Source organism: Embleya sp. NPDC001921, from assembly GCF_053594475.1.
The window spans coordinates 66,401-89,865 of the sequence record NZ_JBSFEO010000039.1; the positions used below are offsets into that span (position 1 = coordinate 66,401).

Annotated in this window: 17 protein-coding genes; 9 read left to right on the plus strand and 8 right to left on the minus strand. The window is 71.8% G+C overall.

Annotated features, from left to right (window positions below):
* Positions 1 to 13 precede the first annotated feature (13 nt).
* Positions 14 to 1,141: an LLM class flavin-dependent oxidoreductase gene (locus ACWCPW_RS36350; RefSeq protein ID WP_449765838.1), complete on the plus strand. Its 1,128-nt coding sequence runs from the start codon at positions 14 to 16 to the stop codon at positions 1,139 to 1,141.
* A 13-nt stretch (positions 1,142 to 1,154) separates the two neighbouring features.
* The gene (locus tag ACWCPW_RS36355; RefSeq protein WP_449765839.1) at positions 1,155 to 2,678 is read left to right on the plus strand and encodes an NtaA/DmoA family FMN-dependent monooxygenase; all 1,524 of its coding nucleotides are present in this window, start codon (positions 1,155 to 1,157) and stop codon (positions 2,676 to 2,678) included.
* A 39-nt stretch (positions 2,679 to 2,717) separates the two neighbouring features.
* Here ACWCPW_RS36355 and ACWCPW_RS36360 read toward each other — a convergent pair whose 3' ends face one another.
* From ACWCPW_RS36360 to ACWCPW_RS36390, 7 genes are all read right to left on the minus strand, one after another.
* Positions 2,718 to 3,662 carry a glutathione S-transferase C-terminal domain-containing protein gene (locus tag ACWCPW_RS36360; protein ID WP_449765840.1) on the minus strand — a complete coding sequence of 315 codons (945 nt, stop codon included), beginning with the start codon at positions 3,660 to 3,662 and terminating at the stop codon, positions 2,718 to 2,720.
* Between the two features lie 627 nt (positions 3,663 to 4,289).
* Positions 4,290 to 5,345, minus strand: a complete 1,056-nt coding sequence (locus ACWCPW_RS36365; RefSeq protein ID WP_449765841.1) for an LLM class flavin-dependent oxidoreductase — start codon at positions 5,343 to 5,345, stop codon at positions 4,290 to 4,292.
* Positions 5,342 to 7,087: a dipeptide ABC transporter ATP-binding protein gene (locus tag ACWCPW_RS36370; protein WP_449765842.1), complete on the minus strand. Its 1,746-nt coding sequence runs from the start codon at positions 7,085 to 7,087 to the stop codon at positions 5,342 to 5,344. Before ACWCPW_RS36370 ends, ACWCPW_RS36365 begins: the two co-directional genes overlap by 4 nt.
* Complete coding sequence (locus ACWCPW_RS36375) at positions 7,084 to 7,944, minus strand: ABC transporter permease (protein ID WP_449765843.1); 861 nt, start codon at positions 7,942 to 7,944, stop codon at positions 7,084 to 7,086. The genes ACWCPW_RS36370 and ACWCPW_RS36375 overlap by 4 nt, the downstream gene beginning before the upstream one ends.
* Positions 7,945 to 7,946: 2 nt before the next feature.
* Positions 7,947 to 8,879, minus strand: coding sequence for an ABC transporter permease (locus ACWCPW_RS36380; protein ID WP_449765881.1), 933 nt, complete (start codon positions 8,877 to 8,879; stop codon positions 7,947 to 7,949).
* Positions 8,879 to 10,525 (minus strand): ABC transporter substrate-binding protein, encoded by a 1,647-nt coding sequence (locus tag ACWCPW_RS36385; protein WP_449765844.1) that lies wholly within the window; start codon positions 10,523 to 10,525, stop codon positions 8,879 to 8,881. The genes ACWCPW_RS36380 and ACWCPW_RS36385 overlap by 1 nt, the downstream gene beginning before the upstream one ends.
* 601 nt (positions 10,526 to 11,126) lie before the next feature.
* Complete coding sequence (locus tag ACWCPW_RS36390) at positions 11,127 to 12,107, minus strand: NAD(P)/FAD-dependent oxidoreductase (RefSeq protein WP_449765845.1); 981 nt, start codon at positions 12,105 to 12,107, stop codon at positions 11,127 to 11,129.
* Positions 12,108 to 12,307: 200 nt separating this feature from the next.
* On the opposite strand from ACWCPW_RS36390, the gene ACWCPW_RS36395 reads away from it, so the two are divergent.
* The 4 genes from ACWCPW_RS36395 to ACWCPW_RS36410 all read left to right on the plus strand — a co-directional run bounded on the left by ACWCPW_RS36395 (position 12,308) and on the right by ACWCPW_RS36410 (position 16,279).
* Complete coding sequence (locus ACWCPW_RS36395) at positions 12,308 to 12,598, plus strand: hypothetical protein (RefSeq protein WP_449765846.1); 291 nt, start codon at positions 12,308 to 12,310, stop codon at positions 12,596 to 12,598.
* A 46-nt stretch (positions 12,599 to 12,644) separates the two neighbouring features.
* Positions 12,645 to 13,265, plus strand: a complete 621-nt coding sequence (locus tag ACWCPW_RS36400; RefSeq protein ID WP_406294317.1) for a hypothetical protein — start codon at positions 12,645 to 12,647, stop codon at positions 13,263 to 13,265.
* A 310-nt stretch (positions 13,266 to 13,575) separates the two neighbouring features.
* Positions 13,576 to 15,363 carry a glycosyl hydrolase family 18 protein gene (locus tag ACWCPW_RS36405; protein WP_449765847.1) on the plus strand — a complete coding sequence of 596 codons (1,788 nt, stop codon included), beginning with the start codon at positions 13,576 to 13,578 and terminating at the stop codon, positions 15,361 to 15,363.
* A gap of 223 nt (positions 15,364 to 15,586) precedes the next feature.
* A complete protein-coding gene (locus ACWCPW_RS36410; protein WP_449765848.1) occupies positions 15,587 to 16,279 on the plus strand; it encodes a group III truncated hemoglobin in 693 nt (230 codons plus the stop codon).
* 208 nt (positions 16,280 to 16,487) lie between these two features.
* Here ACWCPW_RS36410 and ACWCPW_RS36415 read toward each other — a convergent pair whose 3' ends face one another.
* Positions 16,488 to 17,339 carry a PAC2 family protein gene (locus tag ACWCPW_RS36415; RefSeq protein WP_395873002.1) on the minus strand — a complete coding sequence of 284 codons (852 nt, stop codon included), beginning with the start codon at positions 17,337 to 17,339 and terminating at the stop codon, positions 16,488 to 16,490.
* Positions 17,340 to 17,675: 336 nt separating this feature from the next.
* On the opposite strand from ACWCPW_RS36415, the gene metH reads away from it, so the two are divergent.
* From metH to ACWCPW_RS36430, 3 genes are all read left to right on the plus strand, one after another.
* Complete coding sequence (gene metH, locus ACWCPW_RS36420) at positions 17,676 to 21,152, plus strand: methionine synthase (protein ID WP_449765849.1); 3,477 nt, start codon at positions 17,676 to 17,678, stop codon at positions 21,150 to 21,152.
* Between the two features lie 37 nt (positions 21,153 to 21,189).
* On the plus strand, positions 21,190 to 22,038 hold the full coding sequence (locus tag ACWCPW_RS36425) for a putative RNA methyltransferase (RefSeq protein ID WP_449765850.1): 849 nt from the start codon (positions 21,190 to 21,192) through the stop codon (positions 22,036 to 22,038).
* 130 nt (positions 22,039 to 22,168) lie between these two features.
* Positions 22,169 to 22,873, plus strand: a complete 705-nt coding sequence (locus ACWCPW_RS36430; protein ID WP_449765851.1) for an HAD family hydrolase — start codon at positions 22,169 to 22,171, stop codon at positions 22,871 to 22,873.
* Positions 22,874 to 23,465: the final 592 nt, after the last annotated feature.

Genomic DNA, 23,465 nt, shown 5'->3' on the forward strand with positions numbered 1-23,465 from the left:
CAAGGGAGTTCGCATGACCACCGGCCATCTCCACCTCGGTGTCGCGCTCGACGGCGCGGGCCGCCACCCCGCCGCGTGGCGCTCGCCGCACGCCCGCCCCGCCGAGTTGTTCGACCCGCGCTACTGGGTCGAACTGGCCCGCACCGCCGAACGCGGCCTGCTCGACTTCATCCGCCTCGACGACTCGCTGGGGCCGCCGTCGCCCCGGATCCCGGGCCGGCTCGACGCGGTCTCGGTGGCCGCACGGGTGGCGCCCGCCACCGCGTCGATCGGCCTGATCCCGGCCGCGACCACCACGCACACCGAGCCGTTCCACGTGTCCACCGCGATCGCCACCCTCGACCACGTCAGCCGAGGCCGGGCCGGCTGGTGGCCGCTGCCGTCCCGGACCGCCCTCGAAGCCCGCCACTTCGGCCGCAAGCCCGTCGCGACTCCCGGTGAACTCGCGGACGAACAGAGCGAGTTCACCGACGTAGTGAGCCGGTTGTGGGACAGCTGGGAGGACGACGCGATCATCCGCGACGTGGCCACCAGCCGGTTCCTGGACCGGGAGAAGCTGCACTACGTCGACTTCGAGGGCACCTGGTTCGACGTCCGCGGGCCCTCCATCACACCGCGCCCGCCACAGGGCCGGCCGGTGATCGGGATCACCGTGGACGGCCCCGACACGCTGGAGATCGCCGCCCGATTCGCCGACGTGCTCTTCGTCGACGCGACCGGCCCCGACGAGGCCCGCCGACTGCGCGAGCGCGCGCACGCCATCGCCGAGGGCAACGGCCGCGACCCCGCCGAGCTGCGGGTGCTCGCCGAGATCACCGTGCATCTGGCCGCCACCGACGCGCAGGCCCGCCGCCAACGCGCCCTGCTCGACGCGCGCTCGGACGTACCGGTCGCCGCCGGCCTCGGCTTCACCGGCACCCCCGAGGCGCTCGCGGATCGACTCGCCGGCTGGTACGTGGGCGGCGCGGTGGACGGCTTCACACTGATCCCGGGCGTATTGCCACACGACCTGGACCGGATCGCCGAGGACCTCGTCCCGCTGCTGCGCGAGCGCGGCCACATCCGTACGGCCTACACCGCGCACACCCTGCGCGGCCACCTGGGCCTGCCGCTGCCCGCCAACCGCTATGCCCGGACCTGAGGAGAGGTCACCGATGCCCGAACCCAGCAACCCCCAGCCCAACAGCCCTCAGCCCAACGCCCCTCAGCCCGGCAGCTCCCGGTCCCGCACTCCGCAGCCACGCGCCCCACAGCCCCACGCCCCCCGGCCCGTCGACACCCGCCCCCGCGCCTCCCGATCCGGAGACCCGGCACACCGCACACGCATCCACCTCGCAGCACACTTCCCCGGCGTCAACAGCACCACCGTCTGGAGCGACCCGGGCTCGGGCAGCCAGATCGACTTCGACTCCTTCGAACACCTCGCACGCACCGCCGAGCGCGGCCGGTTCGACTTCTTCTTCCTGGCCGAAGGCCAGCGCCTGCGCGAACACCAGGGCAAGATCTTCGAGTTGGACGTCGCGGGCCGCCCGGACGCGCTCACCGTGCTGGCCGCACTGGCCGCGATCACCGACCGGCTCGGCCTGGCCGCGACCGCCACCGCCACCTACAACGAGCCCTACGAACTCGCCCGCAAGATCGCCTCACTCGACCACCTCAGCGCCGGCCGCGCCGGTTGGAACGTGGTCACCTCGCCGGACGCCTGGACCGGGGAGAACTTCCGCCGGGGCGGCTTCCTGCCGCGCGAGGAACGCTACGAGCGAGCCATCGAGTTCGTCGAGGCCGCCCGCACGCTGTGGGACAGCTGGGCCCCGGACGCGCACATCGCCGACCCCGACGTCGGGGTGTTCGCGACCCCCGACGCCGGACGGTTCGACTACCACGGACGACACTTCGCCATCGAGGGCCGCTTCACCGTACCGCGCACCCCGCAGGGCCGCCCGGTGCTGATCCAGGCCGGCGACTCCGAGGACGGCCGCGAGTTCGGCGCCGCACACGCGGACGTGATCTTCTCCCGGCACGGCGAATACGACGCGGGCCGGGCCTTCTACGCGGACATGAAGGGCCGCGCCGCCCGACACGGACGCGGCCCGGACGAGCTCAGGATCCTGCCCGCGGTGACCGCGGTGATCGGCGCGACCACCGAGGAGGCGCAGGAGAAGGCCGCCTGGATCCGCCGGCAACAGGTCAGCCCGCGCAACGCCATCCAGTTCGTCGAACAGGTATGGGGCCGCGACCTGTCCGACCTGGACCCCGACGGGCCCCTGCCGGACTTCGACCCGGTCACCGACGGCACCACGATCGCCCGGGGCCGGGTCCGCACCGGCGGCGACCCGCTCGAGGTGGCCCGCACCTGGCGCGAACTCGCGGCAGCCAAGGGCGGGTTGAGCCTGCGCGAGGTGGTGATCGAGGTGGCCGCCCGGCAGACGTTCATCGGTACCGCCGCGCACGTCGCCGAGCGCATGGAGGTGCACGTACGGGACGGGGCGAGCGACGGCTTCATCCTGGTCCCGCACCTGACACCGACCGGACTGGACGAGTTCGTCGACCAGGTCGTGCCGATCCTGCAGGAACGCGGTGTCTTCCGCACCGAATACGAGGGCACCACCCTGCGCGAACACCTGCGCCTGCCGGCACCCCGCCCGGCCGGCGCACACCGCACCGACGTGGCGGTGTGAGCCCCCGGGATCCGGGCCCGCACCGCCACGCCGCGGGGATCACGTCCAGTCGTTGAGCGCGATCGACACGCCCGAGGCCGCCGGACCCCGACAGTGGCTCCGGTGGTTTCGGGCGATGTGGTCCAGCCGCAGGTTGTCGCGGAACGCCGGGATCAGGTTCAACCGCCGCGCGTACGCCCACAGATGCGGGTGCGCCGCGAGCCGGTGCACGTCCTCGGCGTCCAAGTGCCGCTTGTGCACCGCGTCCAGGTGCACGAGCGTCGTCCACAACTGCACGTCCGCCGCGGTGAGCCGGTCACCCAGCAGGAACGGCCGTACCGCGAGCCGCCGTTCGGCCACCGCCAGGGTGGCCAGCACCGTTCCCATCGCCTCGGCCCGGCGCGATCCCGCCGGCGCCCGCCCGGCCCGCTGCGCCGCATCGGTGACGTCCTCCTCGAACAGCGTGTCCAGCGCGCACATCTCCTCACGCCGCTCCGCCGGATACAACTCGGGCCCGCCGTCGAACCCGGTGGCCAGATCGCGCAGGATGTGCGGCGCGTGGTTGCTGACCACCCGTCCGCTCCACCGGTCCCACAACACCGGCACCGTGACCGGCCCGTCGTAGTGGTACTCGGTCGCCTCGTACGCCTCACGCAGAAACGCGAACCCGCCCACCGGGTCCAGGCCGTGCCCGTCCCCGTCCCGGAACGCCCAACCGCGCCCGTCGCGGACCGGGTCCACCAGCGAGGTGCCCACGGCCGCGCCCAAGCCCTTGAGGTCGCGCGTGATGGCCACCCGCAACGAACGCGGGCAGGCCAGGCACAAGTAGAGGTGGTAACGATTGGGCTCGGCGCGAAAACCCGCCCCGAGCCGGCCGCGAAAGCGCTGCATCGGCGGGCGGATGCCCTCCAGACCCGGCAGCGGCGATCCGGGGTGGCGGACGCGATAGCGCCCGTGGGTGCGGAAGTCGATCGGTCCGGCGGCCTTCGGGGATGTCGTGGACATACGGGTCTCCCTCGCGCGGGTCGTGGAGTGTGGCAACGGTCGAGACGGCACGGCACGGCGCGGTCCGACCCGGATGCGGGCGGACCGGTGGCGTGGAACTCAGACCGCGCTACAACTCGCGCTGCACACGCGCAGGAAGTCGATGTGTCGGCGGACCAGGAGGTGAACGGCAATCAGGACCCGCGCCCCGGGCAATCCCGAGCGGGGGCCCGCGTGACACACGCAGCCGTCCATGACTCGTGATTATTCGCGCTCGGGACAGCCCCCCGCAAGAGCCCCGCACCGATCGCCGCCGCATCGGGACCCACCCCCTCGGCCGCCATCGCGCCCGACCCGCCCCGGGATGCCGAACGGGCGTCCACGCACGCCCGCCGGGCCCAAGCCCGACCCGCCCACCCCGAACCCCGGCGCGAACCGGCCCCTCCCGAAAACCGGCCGGGCCCGGACCGGACCCGGCCCACCCCGAACCCCGGCCGAGCCGGGAGCCCGCCCGGCCGAGTCCGAGACCCACACCCCCCCGGAGCCCACACCCCCCCCGGAGCCCACACCCCCCCAGGACCCCACCCCCCCCGAGGACTCCACGCCCCCGAGCCCCCAACCCCCAACCCCCCACCCCCTCCCGCACGTTCAGGCAGCCCGCTCCCACACCCGCGAAGGAATCGCCGTACGCAACGCCGGAGCCACCTCGCCCGCGAACAACTCCAGCACCGCCCGCCGTTCCGCGCGACCGAGCCCCTCCGTCCCGATCGCCTGCACCTGATGCCCGTAAGCCGCGTGGTAGCGGCCGATCTTGTCCACGATCTGCGCCGGACTGCCGACCAGGGCGGGCCCGTTCGCGACGTTGTCCTCCAACGACGTGAACGGCGAGCGATTGTGCTGCGCCGCCGCCGACTTGGCGAACGCGTCGTAGTAGGGCCGATAGCGCGCGAGCGCCTCCTGCGACGTGGACGCCACATAGCAGCCGCCCGCGCCCGACCCGACCACCGCGTCCGCCGGATCCCGCCCGTACGCCGCCCACCGCTCGCGATAGTGGTCGATCAGGTCAGCGTACTTGGCCATCGGATGGAAGCCGTTCGCGGTGAACAGCGGATCGCCCCACTTGGCCGCCAACTCGGTCGACGCCCGGCTCGTCGCGCTGCCGTGCCAGATCACCGGCGCCCGCCCGTCCGCACGCGGGAACGGCCGCGGATAGGTGGTGACCTCGTGCAGCGGACTGCGAAAGCGCCCGGACCAGGTGACCTTCTCCTCGCTCCACAACCGGCGCAGCAGCTCGAACTTCTCCTCCTGAAGCTCCCACTGATCGTCCTCGACCAACCCGAACAGCGGAAAATGGCGCGGGTCGTTGCCCTTGCCGACCATCAGATCCAGCCGGCCCCTGGACAACTGGTCCAGCGTCGCGTAGTCCTCGGCCACCCGCACCGGATCCAACACGCTGATCACGGTCAGCGTGGTCAACAGCCGGATCCGCGACGTGCGCTGCGCCACCGCCGCCAGGATCACCGGCGGTGCCGAGGACAGGAACGGCTCACCGTGCCGCTCACCCACCCCGAACGCGTCGAAGCCCAACTCCTCCGCCAGCGCCGCCGTCTCGACCAGCTCCGCCAACTGCTCGTGCGCGGGCGCCCGGTGCCCGGTGAGCGGATGCGGCGCGTTGGCGCCCAACGTGAACACGGCGAACCTCATGACACCGCTCCCAACGGCTGCGGGCGCCGACGCCCGGGAATGGCCGCGATCAACTCGCGGGTGTACGGATGCGTGGGCGCCGAGAGCACCTGCTCGCACGCGCCCTTCTCCACCAGCCGACCGGCCCGCAACACGGCCACCCGGTCGGCGATCTGACGCACCACCGCCAAGTCGTGCGAAATGAACAGGTAGCTGATCCCCAACTCGTCCTGGAGCCGGCCCAACAACTCCAGGATCTGCGCCTGAACCGACACATCCAGCGCCGACACCGGCTCGTCGCACACCACCAGATCCGGCTCCAACGCCAACGCCCGCGCGATCGCCACCCGTTGGCGCTGCCCGCCGGACAACTCGGCCGGTTTGCGCCGCAGCACGCCCCCGGGCAGCGCCACCTGGTCGATCAACGCCGCCGCCCGGGCCCGCTGCTGCGCGCGGCCACCGACCCGGTACGCGCGCAGCGGCTCCTCGACGATCTCGGACACCGTGAAGCGCGGATCCAGCGAGGCGTACGGGTTCTGGTACACCAACTGCATCCGCCGGCGCAGCGCGCGCAACTCGCCGCGCCCGGGCCGGGTCACCTCCCGCCCCTCGATCAGCACCCGGCCCGCCGTCGGCGTCTCCAGGCCCAGGATCATCCGCACCGTGGTCGACTTGCCCGACCCCGACTCGCCCACCAGCGCCAGCGTCTCGCCCCGGCGCACCGTGAACGAGACGTCGTCCACCGCGCGCAGCGTGCGCGCGCCCTCCTTGGTCCGGGGCAGCGCGAACTCCTTGACCAGACCGGTCACGGTCAGCAACGGCTCGGCCCGCGGCACCGGTTCGCGCACCGGACGCGGCCGGGCCCGACGAGTGGTCAGGCTCGGCGCCGCCGCGATCAGCTGCCGGGTGTACGGGTGCTCGGGATCGGTCAGGATCCGCGCCGCGGGCCCCTGCTCGACCACCGTGCCCCCGGACATCACCACCACCCGCTGCGCGCGGTCCGCGGCCACCCCCAGATCGTGGGTGATCAACAGCATCGCCGTACCGTGCGCGTGCGTCAGCTCGTCGATGTGGTCCAAGATCCGCCGCTGCACGGTGACGTCCAGCGCACTGGTGGGCTCGTCGGCGATGACCAGCCGGGGCCGGCAGGCCAACGCGATCGCGATCAGCACCCGCTGGCACATGCCACCGGACAACTCGTGCGGGAACTGCCGCGCCCGGACCGCCGGTTCGGGCAGGCCCGCCTCACCGAGCGCGGCCACCGCCCGCTCCGCCGCCTCCTTGCCGCTCGCCAGACCATGCACGATCAGCGCCTCGGCGACCTGATCGCCGATCCGGCGCACCGGGTTGAGCGAGAGCATCGGGTCCTGCGGGATGAACCCGATCGACCGCCCGCGCACCCGCCGCAGTTCACGCTCGCGCAGCGTCAACAGGTCGCGGCCCTCGAACAACACGCGACCCGCGCCGACCCGACCGCCGGCCGGCAACAACCCCACGACCGCGTGCGCGGTGGTGCTCTTGCCCGAACCCGACTCGCCCACCACCGCGACCACCTCACCGGGCGCCACGCTCAGGTCGGCGGCGGTCACCGCGTCCACCGGGCCGCGGGAGGTCCGGTAGGACACCCGCAGCCCCCGGATCTCCAACAACGGGTCCACCGAGGTCGCCACCACCGACAACGCGGCCGGCGCCCGCCCCACACCCGCGACTTCGGACTCCCGCCCGGGGGACCCGCCCGCGAGCCCCTTGCCCGTCTCCCTCATCGGTCCTGCCTCCGTTCTCCGTCCAAGGCCCGCGAGATGCGGTTCGCGGACAACACCGTCGCCGCGATCACCAGGCCGGGAAATGTGGTCAACCACCACGCCGTGGCCACGAAATTGCGCCCATCGGCCACCAACACGCCCCACTCCGGGGTCGGCGGCGGCGCGCCGAAGCCCAAAAAGCTCAGCGCCGACACGGACAGGATCGCGATGCCGAACTCCAACGCGGCCATCACCAGGACCGGCCCGGACGCGTTCGGCAGCACATGCCGGGCCAAAACCGCGCCCGAACGCACCCCGCTCGCCCGCGCCGCCTCCACGTACACCGACGAACGCACCCGCAACACCTCGGCCCGCATCACCCGGGCGAAGCCCGCGACACTGGCCACACCCACCGCGATCGCCACCTTCGTGGTGCCGAAGCCCAACGCGCCGACCAACGCCAGCGACAACAACAGGCGCGGGATCGCCTGCAACACGTCGACCACACGCATCACCACATCGTCCAACCACCCGCCGAAGAACCCGGACAACAAGCCGAGACCCCCGCCCACCACCAGCGCCACCAGCACCGCCACGAACGTGGCCCGCAACGACAACGAACTGGCGTACACGACCCGGGTGAACAGATCGCGCCCGAGCTGATCCGTACCGAACAGGTGCTCCGCGCTCGGCCCCCGCAACTTGTCCCGGGGCGTGCCCACCAGCGGGTCCCCATCGGTGAACAACCCCGGGAACAGCGCCGCGAGCAGCACCAGCACGAACACCACCAGCGACAACGACAACCCCGGACGGCGCAGGACGAACCGCGCGTGCCCGCGTGCCGCGGGCAACACCCCCGTCGGGAAAGGCACGGCCATCGTCACACCGTCCTTCCCACGCGCGGATCCAGCACCGGATACAGCAGATCCACCACCAGCGCGACGGTGACGAACACCACCGCCGCGAGCAGCACCACCCCCTGCACCATCGCCAGATCCTGGGTGTCCACCGCCGCCGCGGTCAGCCGGCCGATCCCGGCCCGGGAGAACACCGTCTCCACCACCACCGACTCCACCAGCACGTTCCCCGTCACCACCGCCGCCAGCGTCAGCGCCGGCAGCGACGCGTTGCGCAACGCGTGCCGCAGATGGATGCGCACCCGGCCCGCCCCCTTGGCCCGCGCGGTCTGCACGTACGGCTCCTCCAGCGCCGTGGTCATGCTCTTCGCCAACACCTGCGCGATCATCGCGCCGGCCGGCAGCGCCAGCGTGACCGCCGGCAACACCAGGCTCTCGAAGCCGTCATTGCCCAGCGCCGGCAGCAGCCCCCACTGGAAGGACACCACCTGCACCAGCAGCAACCCCACCCAAAAGCCCGGCATCGAGATCCCGATCGCCGGCAGCGACAACAACACCTGGCGCAGCGCCCGCAACCGGGTGAACGTCGCCGCCAGCGCCAACCCGCCGCCACCGAACACCGCCAGCGCCATCGCGAACCCGGTCAACGCCAGCGTCTGCGGCAACGCGTCCGCGATCGTGCGCGCCACCGGCGCCCCGGTCTGCGCCGAGGTGCCCAGATCCCCGGTGAGCGCGTCGCCCAGCGCGTGCGCGTACTGCACGTAGAGGGGATCGTCCAAGCCGTGCGCCGCGCGCACCGCGTCGATCTGCGCCTGCGTCGCGGTGCCCTCCAGACCACCCAGCTTGATCGACAACGAATCGCCCGGCAGCAGATACAGCACCACGAACGAGACGGTGAACGCCGCCCACAACACCAGCACCGCCTGGAGCACGCGGCGCACCAGATACCCGCGCATCAGCCGCTCACCCACGTGTCGTGGAACTGCAGGCGCGAGGACGCCTCGAAGCCGAGCCCGTGCACCTTCGGGCCCAGCCCGTGCACCTGGGACAACTCGAACAGCGGGATCACGTACGCGCGCTCGGCGACGATGCGCTGCGCCTGGGCGACCTTGGCGTCGCGCTGCGCGGGGTCGAGGTTCTGCGCCTGGTCGTCCAGCACGACGTCCAACTCGCCCGAGGCGATCTTGAGCCGGTTGATCGTCTTGGTACTGAACAGCGTGCGCAGGATGTCCGGATCCGCGCGGGTGACGTTGTAGTACGCGAAGTCGTAGTCGCCCGCGCTCTGCACCTGGTTCTGCTCACCGGCGGCCAGCTTGCGCAGCCGCAGGTCCACGCCGACCTTGCGCAACTCCTGCTGGACCAGTTCCAGCACGGACTGGCTCGCGTTGAACAGCGGCGCGAAGATCACATCCACGCTCAGCCGACGCCCGTCCTTGACCCGTACGCCGTCCGAGCCGGTCCTCCAGCCCGCCCCCTCCAACAGCCGCTTGGCGCCCTCGGGGTCGTACGCCAGCTCCGCGGACAGGTCCACGTAGCCGGGGGTGACCGAGGCCAGCGGCGAGGTCGCCGCCTTGTACTTGGGGGTGAGCACGGTCTGCGCCAACTCGGGCCGGTTCACCGCCTTCTGGATCGCCCGGCGCACCGCCTCCTCGGACAGGACCGGCCGGGAGACGTTGGCCTGGAGGTTGAACACCACGCCCGGGTTGGGGCGGGTCAGCACGGTGTAGCCGGAGGCGAAGCGCGCCTCGTCCTGCGGCTGCACATCGCTGATCGCGTCCACCTGGCCGGACTCCAGGCTGCCGGCCCGCACGCCGGACTCCGGCACGATCTTGAACACGAGCCGGTCCAGGTACGCCTCGCCCTGGTGGGCGAACAGCGACGAGCCCCAGCCGTACCCGGCCCGCTTGGCCAACTCCACGCTCTGGTTCGGCTTGTAGGAGCGCAGTGTGAACGGTCCGGAGCCGACCAGGTCGCCCTGGCAGCGCTGCTCGGGGGTCTTGGCCAGTGTGGCGGGGGAGAGCAGGCCCAGCGACATGGTGGAGGTGGCCTGGAGGAACTGGGCGCTGGGCGCCGCGAATTCGACCCGCACGGTGGTGGGGTCGAGCACGGTGGTGCCCTGGTACCCGGTCAGGTAGCTGCTCGCGATGGTGGCCTTGGCGCCCAGCGCGACCACGCCGTCGAGATTGGCCTTGACCGCCGCGCCGTCCAGCGGCGCCCCGTCCGCGAAGGTGACGCCCGGGCGCAGGTGGAAGGTGAAGCGGGTGGCCTGCGGGTCCACCTCCCACGAGGTGGCCAGCCACGGCTTGATCTCGCCGGTCCTGCCGTCCTGGTCGGTCAGCGAGTCGACGATCTGGCGACCCACGTTCAGGCTCGCGTTCGCGCCGAACTGCTGCGGGTCCAGGCACGTGGGGTCGGCGGCCAGCGCGAAGGTGAGTGTGCCGCCGGCCCGCGGCGGGCCGACCTCGGCGCTGTTCGCGGCCCGGTCGCCGGCGTTGTCGCAGGCGCCGCCCAGCAGCGCGAGGGCGACCGCGGCGGCACCGGCTTCGGCGGCGCGACGCAGTCTTCGGGAGGGAGTGGGGGCGGCGAATGCCGAAATGCGCATGGGAATCTCCGGGCATGGCGAATTCACGCGGCGGCGCGCGTGATTTCGGGCAGGGATATTCCTCGATTCGCGCGAGCGCGCGACGTCGAACGCGAACGCGAACGCGTCAGGAAACGCGCCGGCGCGGGACGCGGCGAATCGAGGGGGAGGTCGTGGAACGGCGGGCGGACGGCCCGGCGGCGATCACGGGGATCGTCGGTGAGCGTCCGGCGGCGGAGCAGCCCGGTCCGCGGGGATCAGCGGGTGCGACAGGCCGAGCTGTGCACGCGGCCGAAATCGACATGCCGGCGGGTGCACAGGGGAGTTCGCGGACGGCGCACGGCCGCGCCGCAGGGCGCGACGGCCTCGACACGCCGGGAGGAGACTCCGGGCGTGGAGGCGGTGACCGGCACCACGAGCGTCATGACGTCCTTCGACAGGAATGGATCGATATCTGCGACTGCGTGAGCCTATCGAGTCATCCGCCGAGACAACAAGTGGCTATTCCGCTTTTCGGTCCGGGCCGGCCGGAAAGTCCCGCCCCGGACAGGCGCGGGAAATGCCGTACCGGCGCGGCGATATCGCCGCGCCGACACCGTGACCGCCCCGACTCGAACACGTGCTACGGAACATCGGAGGAATGCCCGGGGAAGACGTGCGCGGAGGGGTCGACCACGGTCATCGCGTTGTTGACCGCGGTGGCCGCCTCGCCGAACCCGGTGGCGATCAGCTTGACCTTGCCGTCGTAGTCGACGATGTCGCCGGCCGCGAACACCCGCGTCAGGTTGGTGCGCATCGCCTGGTTCACCACGATGTGCCGCTTGCGCTGCTCCAGGCCCCAGTGCGTCATCGGGCCCAGGTCCGCGACGAAGCCGAGCGCGGCCACCACCGCCTGGACCGGGAGCGTGCGCACCGCGCCGTCGGCCTTGGCGACCACGTCCGCGCCGCTGACCTGCCCGTCGCCGTGCAGCGCGGTGACCTCGGCGGAGGTGATCACCTCGGTGGTGGAGGCCAGCACGCGCCGCACGGTGTGCTCGTGCGCGCGGAACTTGTCCCGCCGGTGCACCAGCGTGATCGACTTGGCGATCGGCTCCAGGCTGGTCGCCCAGTCGAACGCCGAGTCGCCGCCGCCCACGATCAGCACGTCCAGCCCGGCCAGATCGGCCAGGCGCGGCACGAAGTAGCGCACGCCCTCGCCGGTGAAGGCGTCCGCGGCGGGCAGCGGGCGGGGGCTGAACGTGCCGATCCCGCCGCTGATCAGCACCACCTTGGCGCGCACCACCAGGCCGCTCGCGCAGGTGACCGTGACCCCCTCGTCGTCCTGCGCCAGCTCCTCGGCGCGGTGCCCCAGCAGGTAGCTCGGCTCGAACGGCGCGGCCTGCTCGACCAGCGCGTCCACCAGGTCCTGGCCCTTGATCGCCGGGAAGCCGGCGACGTCGTAGATCATCTTCTCCGGGTACATCGCGGAGATCTGCCCACCGGGTTCGGGCAGCGAGTCCAACAACGCGGTCCGCAGGCCCCGGAACCCCGCGTAGTAGGCGGCGTACAGGCCGGTGGGGCCCGCGCCGATGACGAGCAGATCGGTGTCGACGGTCGAGGACACACGCGCTCCTTCCCGAGCAGGGTTGCCCGGACCCTAGCCGAACGGCACACGGGCTTCCTCGAGTTCGTGCCCCGCGTCACACGAACGGAAGCACCCACGAAGTACGAGCTCGCCCAACCACGGGCAAATGTCCGTACGCGACCGTATGGAAAGGATGGAACTTGTTCTCATCCGGCCCGCCGATCGTTAGGGTCCGGTTCATGCAGATCTCCTGTGCGCCGCCCTCGGCCGGCGCCCCGGCGCCCGGCGCCCTCGCCGAGCGCCTCGGCCACGTCCGGGGCCGGGGCCCCGGCTCGCCCGACCGGTGCGGCGACGCGCGGACGAGCCCCGGGCGGGTCGGCCGGCTCACCCTCGCCGGCGGCGCCGAACAGGTGTGCGGCAAACTGGCGTCGCCCGCGGACGCGAGCGGCACCGAGATCCCCACCCGGCTTCTCGGTCCCGCCCCGGTGCGCGAGCCCACCGCGACCGCCGCGACCGCCGCACCGTCCTGATCCACCTCGACTCCGTTCCGATCCCGCACGACCGCGAGGACGCACCATGACCCTGTTCCCCGGCAGGGACACCGACGTCACCACCGCCGTCGCCGCTCTGCTGGCGAAGTGCAGACTGTCGATACCCCGCAACTGGATACTCACGGCGCTCGACTACGCGTGGCACGACGAACGCCCCGTCGTGGTCGTGCGCCATCAACCGGCCACCCACCCGCACCCGGGCGGCCCGCACGCCAGCGTGGTGGTGGACCGCGCCGACGGCACCCTGCTGGGCTGGACCCGGCTGGACGGCCCGCGCCCGGGCCCGCTGCCCGGCACCGAGGAGGCGCACGCCGCCGCCGAGGCGTTCTGGCACCACGTGGATCCGCTGCACGCCGAGGGGCTGACCGTGCAGTGGGTCGCCCAGCACGACGAGACCATCGGCACGCCCGCCGGTCGGGCCACCTCGGTGAGCGGAATGAGGGTCAACGCGCGTCACATCAACGGGCTCTACACCTGGGCGGTGCTCGCCGGGGACCTGTCCGTGCTCACCTACGAGCGGGACGTGCAGTGGGACGAGCGGGCCGCCCGGCGGCGCACCCAGATGTGGCTGCACGACCGGTGGCGCGCGGCCGTGGACGGCACCGCGCCCGCACCCGGCGCGCCGTACGCCCCGGCCCGGCGCTGAGGACGGACGGACCGGCGGCCGGGAAAATTTTGGCAAGTTCGACGAACTCCCAGATCACGCGGGCCCCTCGGGGCCCGCGTGTGGCATTTCCGGTACCGGGCAAGGCAGTTGGTCCAGACCATTTTGGTACAGACCATTGACCCGTGGTCCAGACCTTTCCTACTCTCACTGCACCTGCGGTGGGGCCGTAGTCGAATCGTTTCCCCACCGGGAGGTGCCACGTCCCCGTATGTCTGGCCCCACTCGAGGAGCACCCTTGAGCACAGGAACCAAACGACGCACGACCTTGTCCCGGCGCACCCTTGTCGCCATGATCAGCGCCTTGCTGCTTCCCCTGGCAGCGATGGTCGGCCTCGCGTCCCCCGCACAGGCCGCCGGTACCACCGCCACGTTCGTCAAGACCTCCGACTGGGGCTCCGGCTTCGGCGGAAGCTGGACCATCAAGAACACCGGCACGGCCGCGATCACCTCGTGGACCCTGGAATGGGACTTCCCCGCCGGCACCGCCGTCGGCTCGTCCTGGGACGCCACCGTCACGCGCACCGGCGACCACTACACCGCCAAGAACGTCGGCTGGAACGGCACCGTCGGCCCCGGCGCCTCGGTGACCTTCGGCTTCAACGGCACCGGCCCCGGCAACCCGACCGGGTGCAAGATCAACGGCGGATCCTGCGACGGGGGACCCACGAACCCCGGCGACAACCCGCCCGGCGCACCCGGCACCCCGGTCGCGAGCAACGTCACCGACAACGGCGTCAAGCTCACCTGGACCGCGGCGACCGACGACCACGGCATCAAGAACTACGACGTGCTGCGCGGCGGCAGCAAGATCGCCACCGTCACCACCCCCACCTACACCGACAGCGGCCTGGCCGCGGGCACCGACTACACCTACACCGTCATCGCCCGCGACACCGTCGACCAGACCGGCCCGGCCAGTGCCGCGGTCACCGTGCACACCACCGGTGGCGGGGGCAACGGCGGCAACACCGTCAAGCTCGGCTACTTCACCAACTGGGGCATCTACGGCCGCAACTACAACGTGAAGAACATCGTCACGTCCGGCTCGGCCGCCAAGATCACCCACATCAACTACGCCTTCGGCAACGTCCAGGGCGGCAAGTGCACCATCGGCGACTCCTACGCCGACTACGACAAGGCCTTCACCGCCGATCAGAGCGTCAGCGGCGTGGCGGACACCTGGGACCAGCCGCTGCGCGGCAACTTCAACCAGTTGCGCCAGCTCAAGGCCAAGTACCCCAACATCAAGATCCTGTGGTCGTTCGGCGGCTGGACCTGGTCCGGCGGCTTCGGCCAGGCCGCGGCCAACCCCGCCGCGTTCGCCGATTCCTGCTACAACCTGGTCGAGGACCCGCGCTGGGCCGACGTGTTCGACGGCATCGACCTGGACTGGGAATACCCCAACGCGTGCGGCCTGACCTGTGACACCAGCGGCGCGGCCTCGATCAAGACGCTGCTCTCCGCCACCCGGGCCAGGTTCGGCACGAACAACCTGGTCACCGCGGCGATCACCGCCGACGCGTCCTCCGCGGGCAAGATCGACGCGGCCGACTACGGAGGCGCCGCCGCCTCCGTGGACTGGTACAACGTGATGACCTACGACTTCTTCGGCGCCTGGGACGCCAAGGGTCCGACCGCCCCGCACTCGCCGCTGACCTCCTACACCGGCATCCCGAAGGAGGGCTTCAACTCCTCCGACGCGATCGCCAAGCTCAAGACCAAGGGCGTCCCGGCGAGCAAGCTCCTGCTCGGCATCGGCTTCTACGGCCGAGGCTGGACCGGGGTCACCCAGGACGCGCCCGGCGGCACCGCCACCGGCCCCGCCCAGGGCACCTACGAGCAGGGCATCGAGGACTACAAGGTGCTCAAGAGCAGTTGCCCCAGCACCGGCACCATCGCGGGCACCGCGTACGCCAAGTGCGGGAGCAACTGGTGGAGCTACGACACCCCCGCCACCGTCAACTCCAAGATGAGCTGGGCCAAGGCGCAGAACCTGCGCGGCGCGTTCTTCTGGGAGTTCAGTGGTGACACCACCAACGGCGAACTCGCGTCCGCGATCCACAGCGGCCTGGGCTAGCCCCGAGGGCGCGGCCACGAACGCGGCCGCCTTCACCGCTTCGTGACCGCAAGGTCGTGGCCGGGCCCACCGGGGTGCCCGGTCACGACACCACGAACGGGCCCGCCGTCCACCGGCGCGGACGGCGGACTCGGCACAGACCGCGCGGGCGGGGTCCCAGGACCCCACCCGCGCGGGCCGTTCGGCCCGGGCCCCCGAACACCGGCCGCCTAAACTGGCGGGCATGCACGGCGACGGCACACGCGAACCGACGGACCTCACGCTCCGCGCGGCCCGGGACCGGGCAGAACCGGACCGGGCAGGGCCGAACCAGAGGGAACCGGACCGGAGACAACCGCACCGGGCGGAACCGGAGACCGGCACGTCGCGCCCGGCGCCGCACCCGCGAGCACCGCACACGCCGCACGCGCCGCGAGCGGACCGGGGACACCCACACGAGGCCCACCCGGGCCCGCACAGCGCCCGCGCCGACCTCGCCGACATCACCACCCGCGCCGACCTGGACGCGCTCCTGCGCCGCTTCTACGGCGCGGCCTTCGCCGACCCGGTGATCGGCGCCTACTTCACCGAGATCGCCGGCACCGACCTGGACGCGCACCTGCCCCGGATCACCGACTTCTGGGAGCGCGCGCTGCTGCGCACCGCCGACTACCGCGGCGACGCGTTCGCCGTGCACCACACGCTGCACCGCGCCGCGCCACTGACCGCCCGGCACTTCGGCCGCTGGGTCCAGTTGTGGCGGGCCACCGTCGACGGCGGCTTCGCCGGACCGCGCGCCGAACGGGCCAAGGCACAGGGCGAGCGCATCGCCCTGGCCATGCTCCGCCGACTGTCCGGCCCCGACGCCGCCGCGGCACCGGGCACCGGCGGATTCATCCCGCTCGCGACCCTGGAACTGCGCCGGCGCTCGGCCTGACCACCCCGCGGGCCGATCACGCAGGGCCGACCACGCAGGGCCGACCACCCGGCCCCGACCACTCCCGGTCCGATCACCGGAGCCCCGGCCACCAGATCCGATCACAGGCCCCGCTCACCGGCCCCGATCGCCGGCCCCGATCACCCGGTCCGTCGCCGGAGCCCGCCCACCGGCCCCGCTCACCGGATTCCGACCACCCGAGCCCCGATCACCCCTCGGCCTGATCGCCCTTGCGCTTGAGGTAACGCTCGAACTCGGCCGCGATCGCGTCACCGGACGCCTCGGGCAGGTCCTCGGTGTCCCGCGCCGCCTCCAGCGAGCGCACATACTCCGCGACCTCGGTGTCCTCGGCCGCGAGCTGATCCACCCCCACCTGCCACGCCCGCGCGTCCTCGGCCAGCTCACCCATCGGGACGGTCACGTCCAGGAAATCCTCCAGCCGGCGCAACAGCGCCAGCGTGGCCTTGGGCGAAGGCGGCTGCGCGACGTAGTGCGGCACCGAGGCCCAGAACGTCAACGCAGGCATCCCCGCGTGCGCGCACGCCTCCTGGAACACGCCCACGATGCCGGTCGGCCCCTCGTACCGGGACTGCTCCAGCCCCACGTTCGCGGCCACCACCGGATCCGACGTGGTGCCGTTGACCGGGACCGGCCGCGAGTGCGGCGCGTCGCCCAGCATCGCGCCCAGCACCACCACCGTCTCCACACCCAACTCGTGCGCGAAGCCCAGCAGTTCGTTGCAGAACGAGCGCCAGCGCAGATTCGGCTCGATGCCGTGCACCAGCACCAGATCGCGGCGCGGCTCGGCCAACCGGACCACCGACAGCCGGGTGGTGGGCCAGGTGATCCGCCGGGTGTCCCCGTCCAGCCATATCGTCGGGCGATTGACCTGGAAGTCGTAGTAGTCCTCGGCGTCCAACGCCGCGAACACCTCGCCCTTCCAAACCCGGTCGAGGTGCTCGATCGCGGCGGAAGCGGCATCGCCCGCGTCGTTCCACCCCTCGAACGCGGCCACCATGACGGGGTCGATCAGCTCGGGCAGGTCGTCGAGCTCGATCACCCAGTGCCTCCTTCCGGCCGTGGCCGGGATCCGTGCGCCGCGGGCACCCGTCCCCGAGGCCGCGAGAGCTGTACGGTCCCCACATTACGGGTTGAGGCACCCTCGGCCAGACCCGCCCGCGTCGACTTCGCCCACAGTGAAATCCGGGCACCGCCCGGCGAACGCGACGCATACGGCCCGGTGAGCGCGGGTGAGCGCGGGGTGACCAGTGGGCGACGTCACCCGCGCGTCACCGGGCCGCGCGCGGCGAGCGCATTAAGCTGGCGCTCTGGCCCGATCCGTCTCGACGGACCCGGGCAAGCCGACAGCCGTCGCACCCATCGGAGACGCATTCTCATGACAGCCACCCCGCAGCAGCTTCGCGAAGCACTCGCCACCCGCGTCGTCGTCGCCGATGGAGCGATGGGAACCATGCTCCAAGCCCAGGATCCCAGCCTGGACGACTTCCAGGGCCACGAAGGCTGCAACGAGATCCTCAACGTCACGCGCCCCGACATCGTGCGCAACGTGCACAAGGAGTACTTCGACGTCGGCGTCGACTGCGTCGAGACCAACACCTTCGGCGCCAACCTCGGCAACCTGGGCGAGTACGACATCCAGGACCGCATCTACGAGCTCGCCGAGGCCGGCGCCCGGATCGCCCGTGAAGTGGCCGACGAGTACTCCACCCCCGACCGGCCGCGCTGGGTGCTCGGCTCGATCGGCCCCGGCACCAAGCTGCCCAGCCTGGGCCACGTCCCCTTCGCCACGCTGCGCGACGCGTTCGAGATCAACGCGGCCGGCCTGATCGACGGCGGCGCGCACGCCCTGCTCATCGAGACCAGCCAGGACCTGCTCCAGACCAAGGCCTCGATCATCGGCTCGCAGCGCGCGCTCGCCAAGGCCGGCGTCGACCTGCCGATCTTCGCCCAGGTCACCGTCGAGACCACCGGCGCGATGCTGATGGGCTCCGAGATCGGCGCGGCACTGACCGCCCTGGAGCCGCTGGGCATCGACTTCATCGGACTCAACTGCGCCACCGGCCCGGTCGAGATGAGCGAACACCTGCGCCACCTGGCCAAGCACGCCGGCATCGGGGTCACCGCGATGCCCAACGCCGGCCTGCCGATCCTCACCAAGGACGGCGCGCACTACCCGCTCACCCCCGAGGAACTGGCCGACGCGCACGACACGTTCACCACCGAATACGGCCTGGCCCTGGTCGGCGGTTGCTGCGGCACCACCCCCGCGCACCTGAAGGCCGTCGTCGACCGCGTGCACGGGCGCGAACTCGCCCCGCGCCACCCCCGGCACGAGCCCGCCGCCGCGTCGCTGTACCAGTCGGTGCCCTTCCGCCAGGACCTGTCCTACCTGTCCATCGGCGAGCGCACCAACGCCAACGGCTCCAAGGCGTTCCGCGAGGCCATGCTCGAAGGCCGCTACGACGACTGCCTCGACATCGCCCGCGACCAGACCCGCGACGGCGCGCACATGCTCGACCTGAACATCGACTACGTCGGCCGCGACGGCGTCGCCGACATGAAGGCGCTGGCCGGCCGGCTGGCCACCGCGTCCACACTGCCGATCATGCTCGACTCCACCGAGCCCGAGGTGCTCGAGGCGGGCCTGGAACTGCTCGGCGGGCGCGCCGTGGTCAACTCCGTCAACTACGAGGACGGCGACGGCCCCACCTCGCGCTTTCGCCGGATCATGCCGCTCGTCAAGGAGCACGGCGCGGCCGTGGTCGCGCTCACCATCGACGAGGAGGGCCAGGCCCGCACCGCCGAATGGAAGGTCCGGGTCGCCGAACGGCTGATCACCGCCCTCACCGGCGAGTGGGGGATCAAGGTCTCCGACATCATCATCGACGCGCTCACCTTCCCGATCGGCACCGGCCAGGAGGAGACCCGCCGGGACGGCATCGAGACGATCGAGGCGATCCGCGAAATCAAGCGCCGCCACCCCGACGTACAGACCACCCTGGGCCTGTCCAACGTCTCCTTCGGCCTCAACCCGGCCGCCCGCATCGTGCTCAACTCGGTCTTCCTCAACGAGTGCATCGAAGCCGGCCTGGACTCGGCGATCGTGCACGCCAGCAAGATCCTGCCGATGGCGCGCATCCCCGAGGAGCAGCGCGAGGTCGCCCTCGACATGGTCTACGACCGCCGCCGCGAGGACTACGACCCGCTCCAGCGCTTCCTGGAGCTGTTCGAGGGCGTCGACGCCAAGTCGGTACGCGCCACCCGCGCCCAGGAACTGGCCGCACTGCCGCTGAACGAGCGCCTCGAGCGCCGGATCATCGACGGCGAGCGGGCCGGCCTGGAAGAGGACCTGGACGAGGCACTGCGCGAGCGCAGCGCGCTGGTGATCATCAACGACACGCTCCTGGCCGGCATGAAGGTGGTCGGCGAACTGTTCGGCTCCGGCCAGATGCAACTGCCCTTCGTGCTCCAGTCCGCCGAAGTGATGAAGTCCGCCGTCGCGCACCTGGAACCGCACATCGAAAAGGTCGAGGGCGAAGACGGCAAGGGCACCATCGTGCTGGCCACCGTCAAGGGCGACGTGCACGACATCGGCAAGAACCTCGTCGACATCATCCTGTCCAACAACGGCTACAACGTGGTCAACATCGGCATCAAGCAGCCGGTCTCGGCCATCCTGGAAGCCGCCGAGGAACACCGCGCCGACGTGATCGGGATGTCCGGCCTGCTGGTCAAGTCCACCGTGATCATGAAGGAAAACCTCCAGGAGCTGAACACCCGCGGCCTGGCCGCCGGCTACCCGGTCATCCTCGGCGGCGCGGCCCTGACCCGCGCCTACGTCGAAGAGGACCTCTACGACATCTACGCCGGCGAGGTCCGCTACGCCCGCGACGCGTTCGAGGGCCTGCGCCTGATGGACGCCCTGATGGGCGTCAAGCGCGGCGTGCCCGGCGTCGAACTGCCCGCGCTGCGCCGACGCAAGGTCGCCGCCGCCAAAGTGATCGAGACCGAACCTGAGGAGATGCCCGCCCGCTCGGACGTGGCCGCCGACAACCCCGTGCCCACCCCGCCGTTCTGGGGCGACCGCGTGGTCAAGGGCATTCAGCTGAACGACTACGCCTCGTGGCTGGACGAGCGCGCCACCTTCATGGGCCAGTGGGGCCTCAAGCCCACCCGGGGCGGCGACGGGCCCTCCTACGAGGAACTGGTCGAGACCGAGGGCCGCCCGCGCCTGCGCTACTGGCTCGACCGCATCGTCACCGACAACCTGCTCGACGCCGGCGTGGTCTACGGCTACTTCCCGTGCGTGTCCAAGGGCGACGACCTGATCGTGCTCGACGACGCGGGCAACGAACGCACCCGGTTCACCTTCCCGCGCCAACGCCGCGACCGGCACCTGTGCCTGGCCGACTTCTTCCGCCCGGAGGACTCCGGCGAGATCGACGTGGTCGGCTTCCAGATCGCCACCATGGGCCCGCGCCTGTCCGACGCCACCGCGAAGCTGTTCGCCGAGAACTCCTACCGCGACTATCTCGAACTGCACGGCCTGTCCGTCCAGCTCGCCGAGGCCCTGGCCGAGTACTGGCACGCCCGGGTCCGCGCCGAACTCGGCTTCGCCGGCGAAGACCCGAACGACCTCGACGGCATGCTCAAGCTGCACTACCGCGGCGCGCGCTTCTCGCTCGGCTACGGCGCCTGTCCCGACCTGGAGGACCGGGCCAAGATCACCGGCTTGCTCAAGCCCGAGCGGATCGGCGTCGAACTGTCCGAGGAGTTCCAACTGCACCCGGAACAATCCACCGACGCGATCGTGCTGCACCACCCCGAGGCGAACTACTTCAACGCCCGCTGAGGCGACCCGGCCCACCCGTCACCCAAGAACGAGGCACATGCTCGGCGACGTCGTAGGAACCCTCGCCTGCCCGCACTGCGGCGCGGACCTGGCGGCGGCGGACAGCACCCTGCGCTGCGCCGCCGGGCACAGCTTCGACGTCGCCAAGCAGGGCTACGTCAACCTGCTCACCGGCACCGGCTCGGTGGGCACCGCCGACACCGCCGCCATGGTCGCGGCCCGCGTCGACTTCCTCGGCGCGGGCCACTACGACCCGATCGGCGACGCGCTGGCCGCCGCGAGCGCGGGCCCGGTGCCCGGCGCCCTCGTCGACGTCGGCGCGGGCACCGGACACCACCTCGCCCGCGTGCTGGACGCGCTGCCCGAGCGGCACGGGCTGGCCCTGGACATCTCCAAGTACGCGCTGCGCCGGGCCGCCCGCGCACACCCGCGGATGGGCGCCGCCGTCTGCGACGCGTGGCGCCCCCTGCCGGTACGCACCGGCGCCGCGGCGCGGGTGCTCAACGTGTTCGCCCCGCGCAACCCGCCCGAACTGCACCGGATCCTGGCCGCCGAGGGCACCCTGGTGGTCGCCGCGCCCACCGCGGGACACCTCGCCGAACTGGTGCCCGCGCTCGGCCTGCTCCAGGTCGACCCGGACAAGCAGGAACGCATCGACGCCAAACTCGCGCCCTGGTTCACCGTGCGCGAGCGGCACACGCACACCTTCACCATGGCGCTCGACCACACCGCCATCGCCACCGTGGTGGCGATGGGCCCCAGCGCCTGGCACACCGACCCCGGGCGGCTGCGCTCCGCGATCGCCGAGCTGGCGAACCCGCTCGCCGTGACCGCTTCGGTCACCGTTTCCGCATACGACCCCGTTCGGCGGTTGCCCAATCCCTGACGGGGCCGCACAATCGAGGACCCGCCGGAGCCAACCGGCGGATCGCACCCCAATGGAGACCCCGCGTGAGGAGATCGACCCACCCCATCCACACCACGATTTCCCGCACCGGGGGAGAGGCGGCCACACGATGACGGCAGCGCTCACGACCACGACCGGAGCACGCCCGGGCCACGGCCTCGCGGCAGTCCTGTTCGACATGGACGGCACCCTGGTCGACACCGAACGCAACTGGTTCGCCACCGAGACCGCGGTCATGGCCGACCTCGGCTTCACCCTCACCGCGCAACACGCCGAGCACCTGCTCGGCAGCCCGATGGAGCGCGCCGTCGCCTACCTGCTCTCGGTCTCCGGCCTCGACGTCGCGCCCGCCGAACTCGAGCACCGGATCAACACCGGCATGGTCGCCGCGCTGCGCGACGGCGTGGACCTGCGCCCGGGCGCCAAGCGGCTGCTCGCCGAGGTCGACGACGCCGGCGTGCCGTGCGCGCTGGTCACCGCCTCCCAGCGGGTGATCGTCGACGCGGTGCTGCCCTCGCTGGGCGCCCACCACTTCCGCTTCACCCTGGCCGGCGACGAGATCGCCAACACCAAGCCACACCCCGACCCGTACCTGACCGCGGCCCGCCGCCTGGACGCCCAGCCGTGGTCCTGCGTGGTCGTCGAGGACTCGCCCACCGGCATCGCCTCCGGCGAGGCGGCCGGCTGCGTCGTGTTGGCGGTGCCGAGCATGACGCCGATCGCGCCCGCCCCGACGCGCACGGTGGTCGACTCCCTCGAAGAGGTCGACCTGGCCTTCCTGGGCGAACTGGTCCGCTCCCGCGTCGCCCGCTGAGCCGGCCGCGCCCCCGCGCGCCGCGCCCCACGCGCCGAACCCGAGGCGCTCGGAAGCCGACCCCCGCCCTACACCGTCGGCACAAACGGGTGGGAGCGGACGGGCCCGAAGGCCCGCCCGCTCCCACATCCCCGTGTTTCCCCCGTACTGCGTTTCCCCCGTACTGCTTTCCCCCGTGTACTGCGGTACCGCATTCCCCGTGTACTGCGTTCCCCCGTGCCGGAGCCCCCGTGCTCCGACCCGTACTGCTTCCCCGTCGGCCCTGTCGACCTCCCGGCGGCGGTTTCCCCCGTCCCCGTGACCGCCGAGAGGTCTCCTGGTCGTGCTCCGCCCGAACCCCGAGAGGATCGGACCCCCGTACTACCCCCGTAGTACATCCCCGCGGTTCCCGTTTCCGGGTTCCCCGTGTGTTGTCCAGTGTTGGTGATCGCGAACGGCAGGGCTTCAGGGAAGTCCCTCGCGTTCGCCGCACCCCCTCGCCCGCGCCGCCACACCGTTGAGTACGGCCCGCGACTCCGCCCCGAGGAGGAGATCGGCCCACCGCTCCTCCCAGGGGACGAGACCGCGCCCCTGGGGGGTCATAACCCCCGGC